Below are 4,980 nucleotides of genomic sequence, written 5' to 3' on the forward strand. Positions count from 1 at the left end.
CTTAGATAGACCTGGTTCTCGGTGGAATCGATACCCATCAGACAACTTCCCGGTGACATGCCTCCCAGATCGTAACTGCCTGCAGAATCCGTGAGTACGCTGACGTCCTTGCTCAGGAATGTCCCTATGATGGGCCCCTGGTAGCGCTGGGCGCAGAAGACCTCGATTCCGGGAACGCCAAGCCCTGTGTCGCTATCGATCACGGTGCCAAGCACTTGCTGTTGTGCGTCGACCTGCATGCTGATCAGACTCTCGCTTCCGGCGACGATGGGCACCCAGCTTTCACCCGGGCATGGTGGTCCTGAGCAGGCCACATCCTGATAGGCCTCGGAGTAGTACCGATTCTGTCCATCAAACCAGACAGCCAGTGACTCGCCGCCCGCTATTTTGGAGAGCAGGGCTTCTCCCTGGTGAACAGTCATGTTCGTCGATCGTCCCGAAACAGACGAGCGAACGATCAATCCACCCGAAGCCGGAGTTGAATGGCGACTGACCTGCACCCGGAGCGAGCCACCCTTGCTCAAATCGGGCGAGCCCACATTCAAGATCTGGCCAGTCGACAGGGACAGGAGTGCCGACGTCCCCGAGACTATGCCCAGATCATCCACCACCTGATCTGGCCAATTGCGCTTGAGAAAATCCGGGCTCTCGAAAGACAGGGAATAGGATCCGGCGTGTAGCCGGGTGAAAGCGAATTGCCCGAAGGCATCACTCGCCGCCCGTACGTTGTAGGTGGCGCCGTCCGCAGCCAGAGTTGCAACGCCGTTGCTCTGTGGCAGTCCCTCTCCGAGGATGGTGCCAGAAAGCTCGGCCGGCGCTGATACTGCGAAGTCGATATGCGTGTAGGTGAGCCCGGCATTCAGCGCCAGTGAAGCGCTGCCCAAGCCTACGCACTGACCAACATAGCTGGAGGTCGAATACTCGCTCCCCACGGCGCACTTGAAATTCGGAAATGCCGTGACCGGGTAACGGGCATCATCGATCCAGATCACCACCTGAAAGTTGGCAAAGTTGACCGGGATCGAGACGGCATAGTTGCCTTCTGCATCGGTGGTCGTCGACGCAAGTTCCTGGAGACCGAGGGCTTGCGTGCCGATCCGGATCGGGGCATTGGCTACCGGCTGGGAAGTTGCCGCTAGGGACGGAACGTGTCAAGCAATTTGAGACAGGGGTTTTCGTAAATCTATGTCGTGATGCGGCGTAGCCGTGCGCGAACGATGTCCGGCGGTTCGGCGGGAACGACTTCGTTCTGGAGCGGTACCGACGGCCCGTGCGTAGCCGGTGGCGCGGGATTGATGCAGACCTTCACGGGCGGACGCGGGAGGACCGGCGGGCCGTTGATCCAACGCTCGGGGTGCCTCGCGTAGGCGTCGTCGAGGGTGCGCTGACGGCTGATACCGAGTGCCACGTGGCTGCCGCTGTAGACCTCGTCAGGGGTGAACCCATTCAGTCCCTCGTGGCGGTGTTGCTGGTTGTACCAGATGACGAACTCGCGGACCCAGGCGCGCGCATGGTGGCTGTCGCGAAAACGGCCGGGGTAGTCGGGCTGGTACTTGAGCGTCTTGAAGCCGCTTTCGCTGAAGGCGTTGTCGTTGCTCACCCGCGGTCGACTGCGGGACGCCTCGATGCCGAGCGTGGTCAGGAGCGCATCGAAGCTGTGTGCGGTCATCGGCGCGCCGCGATCGTTGTGCAGGGTGAGTTGTCCGGCTGGAATGCCGGTGCGTTCGATGCTGCGGGCAATCAGCTGCTGGGCCAGTGCGCTGGTCTCCCGCCGCGCCACCATCCAACCGACGATGCAGCGACTGAACAGGTCGAGGACCATGAACAGATTGAGGAACACGCCGGTCGTCGACGTGGCGAGCTTGGTGATGTCCCAGGTCCACACCTGATTCGGCGCTGTGGCGACCAGTTGCGGCATCGGATGATGGGTTGCCGGACGCTGGTCCCGGCGCTCACGGATCTCGCCGTGGCTCGCCAGGACGCGATACATGGTGCGAGCCGAGCACAGGTACTGCCCTTCGGCCAGCAGTGCGCCATAGACCTCACGCGGTGGCTGGTCGACGTGTTCCGGGCTATGCAGAACGGCCAGAACCGTTGCACGCTGGGCTTCGCTCAGGGCGCGGTGTGAGGTCGGTCTGGCGCGCACCAGGCTGATCCGCTTGGGTTGTGCCTTGCGATGCACGGTGGCGCGCGAAAGATCGAGCGCCGCACAGGCGCGCGAATGCGAAATCAGCGGGTCGCGCTCGGCGAGCAAGGTGGTCATGGCGTCGCCTGCGCCGACAGCGCCGCGAACAATTCTTGCGCTTTTTTTTGGAATGCCACGACCTTCTCGGACAACTCCAGGCGCGCGAGCAACTTGGCATTGTCGCGCTCAAGCTCGACGATTCGACGATCCTTCACGTCCATGGCAGGTTTGCGCCCTGCCGCCTTGGCGACCAGCGCGGCGCGGCCACCTTCGTCAAAGGCAGCGCGCCACTGCGTCAGGTGCGAGCTGTACAAACCATGCTTGCGCAACAGCGCCGCGATCTCGCCATGGTTCTCGCAAGCTGCAGCTTGCTCCAGAATCCGGCGCTTGAACTGGGCTGAAAACGATCGACGTTGACGACGTTCCAGAACTTCGTCGGCAATCACTTCGGCGCCTTCGATCGGTGCGGTTGGCGGCATTGGCATGGTGACTCTCCTACCGCCTCGTTGATGGGAACGCTACAGATGAATCAGCGTTTGGACTGTCTCAGGGAAGCTTGGCACGGAGGGGGGACACATGGCCCGAGATGGTCGCATTCTGCGCCCAGGCATGCAGTGGCGTCAGGGTGATCAGCAGCCAGGCGATGCGGCAGACGGACCTCATGGAGATCTTCCTTGGTCTATATCGAAATTAAAATACATATAGTTACAAACGCAATCAAGATTGACTGCGCGTGTCCGCCGGAAGACCCGAACGCCAGCCGATCGGCATGCTTCCTGGCTGAAGATCAGGCCGCTTCAGGCCGACTTGCGCACCGCCACCTTGCCCGTTGTCTTGCGCGTGCTCGCGGCCTTCTTGAGTGGAGCCTTCTTCTTTGCTGCTGTGGCCTTCTTGGTTGCCGCCTTCTTCTTCGCCGGGGCCTTCTTGGCCGGCGCCTTCTCCGCGCCCTCGGCCTTGGCCTTCACCGTCCGGGTCTTCTTCGGCGCTTCGGGCTTGCCGCCCTTGCGACCGAACTTGCCCTTGCCCTTGGCCGGCGCTGACGCGAGGATTTCCACGCAATCGGCTTCGGTCAGTGTTTCCGGGGCCACGTCCTTGGGAATGCGGCCGTTCTTGCTGCCGTCGGTGACATACGGACCGAACTTGCCGCGCAGCACCTGGATGGCGCCGTCCTGGAAGCTGCTGATGATCTTGTTGGCCGCCGCTTCGCGCTTGGCGCGGACCAGTTCAACGGCCGCTTCCAGCCCGATCTCATAGGGATCCACGCCCGCCGGGATCGAGGCATAGGTGCTGCCCGCCTTGACGAAGGGACCGAAGCGGCCGATGCCCACCGACATGGCCTCACCGTCCGGACTCTCGCCCAGATTGCGCGGCAATTCGAACAGCTTCAAGGCCTCGGGCAGGGTGATGCTGTCCATCTTCTGGCCGGCGCGCAGCGAGGCGAAGCGCGGCTTCTCCTCGTCGTCCTTGGTGCCGATCTGCACGAAGGGCCCGTAGCGCCCGAGGCGCACCGAGATCTCCTTGCCGGTCTTCTCGTCGATGCCGAGCACGCGGCCCTGAGTGGCTTCGGCGCGACTCACCGAGCTTTCCTTCTCGTCGACCAGGGCCTTGAACGGATCCCAGAATTCGCGCAGCACCGGCACCCAGTCCTTTTCGCCCCGGGCTACGGCATCGAGTTCGTCTTCCAGGCGCGCGGTAAATTCGTAATCGACGTAGCGGGTGAAGTGCCCGGACAGGAACTTGGCCACCACGCGGCCGACGTCAGTAGGCTGGAAGCGTTTCTGCTCCAGGGTCACGTACTCGCGCGCCAGCAGCACCTGGATGATGCTGGCGTAAGTAGAGGGACGACCAATGCCGTACTCCTCCAGAGCCTTGACCAGACTGGCCTCGGTGAAGCGCGGTGGCGGCTCGGTGAAGTGCTGGGCGGCGCGTAGCTCGATCAGATCGACCAGCTGACCGATCTCCAGCGGCGGCAGCTTGCTGCCAGGCTCATCGTCGTCACTCTTCTGGTCGCGGCCTTCCTCGTATACCGCGAGGAAGCCCGGTTCGACCACGGTAGTGCCACTGGCACGCAGCAGATCGCCCTTGCCGGCTTCCAGGTCGACACTGACCGTGTTCAGCAGCGCTGGGCGCATCTGACAGGCCACGGCGCGCTTCCAGATCAGTTCGTAGAGCTTGAGCTGATCGGGGGTCAGGTACTTGGCGATCGATGCCGGCGTGCGCAGGGCGCTGGAGGGGCGGATGGCCTCATGCGCTTCCTGGGCGTTCTTGCTCTTGCTCTTGTAGAACTGCGGCGCCGGCGGCAGCTTGTCTTCGCCGAACTCGCGCACGATCACCTGGCGCAGCTCGGACAGGGCGTCGTTGGAGAGGCTGACCGAATCGGTACGCATATAGGTGATCAGACCGATCTGACCGCCCTCACCCACGTCCACGCCCTCATACAGGCCCTGGGCGATACGCATGGTGCGCTGGGTGCCGAAACCGAGCTTGCGCGCGGCTTCCTGCTGCAGCGTCGAGGTGATGAAGGGCGGTGCTGCCCGGCGCTGACGATCCTTGCGCTGGATGTCGGCAACCTTGAGCGCGCCGCTGTCGCTGTTCTTGTGGGCAAGGGCACCGGCCAGCACGCGCTCGCGCGCGGCGGTGGCCTTGGCCTCATCGTTGAGGTCGAACTGATCCAGGCGCTGCCCACCGAGCGTCGTCAGCTTGGCAGCGAAGCCCTGACCGGCGAAGCAATCGGCGTCGATGCTCCAGTATTCGCGGGCGATGAAGCGTTCGATCTCTTCCTCGCGCTCGACAAT

The 4,980-nt window shown here is 63.0% G+C and carries 4 protein-coding genes; all 4 read right to left on the reverse strand.

What is annotated here, in order from left to right; translation table 11 throughout:
* Positions 1-995: carboxypeptidase regulatory-like domain-containing protein (locus tag H7A19_20225; protein ID MCP5477158.1), on the reverse strand; the 995-nt coding region annotated here is incomplete at its 3' end.
* 188 nt (positions 996-1,183) lie between these two features.
* The gene (locus H7A19_20230) at positions 1,184-2,317 is read right to left on the reverse strand and encodes an IS3 family transposase (GenBank protein ID MCP5477159.1); all 1,134 of its coding nucleotides are present in this window, start codon (positions 2,315-2,317) and stop codon (positions 1,184-1,186) included.
* A complete protein-coding gene (locus H7A19_20235) occupies positions 2,260-2,631 on the reverse strand; it encodes a transposase (protein ID MCP5477160.1) in 372 nt (123 codons plus the stop codon). The genes H7A19_20230 and H7A19_20235 overlap by 58 nt, the downstream gene beginning before the upstream one ends.
* A gap of 351 nt (positions 2,632-2,982) precedes the next feature.
* A partial coding sequence (topA, locus tag H7A19_20240; protein MCP5477161.1) for a type I DNA topoisomerase occupies positions 2,983-4,980 on the reverse strand: 1,998 nt, incomplete at its 5' end.

Source organism: Rhodanobacteraceae bacterium (assembly GCA_024234055.1).
Taxonomy (GTDB): domain Bacteria; phylum Pseudomonadota; class Gammaproteobacteria; order Xanthomonadales; family SZUA-5; genus JADKFD01.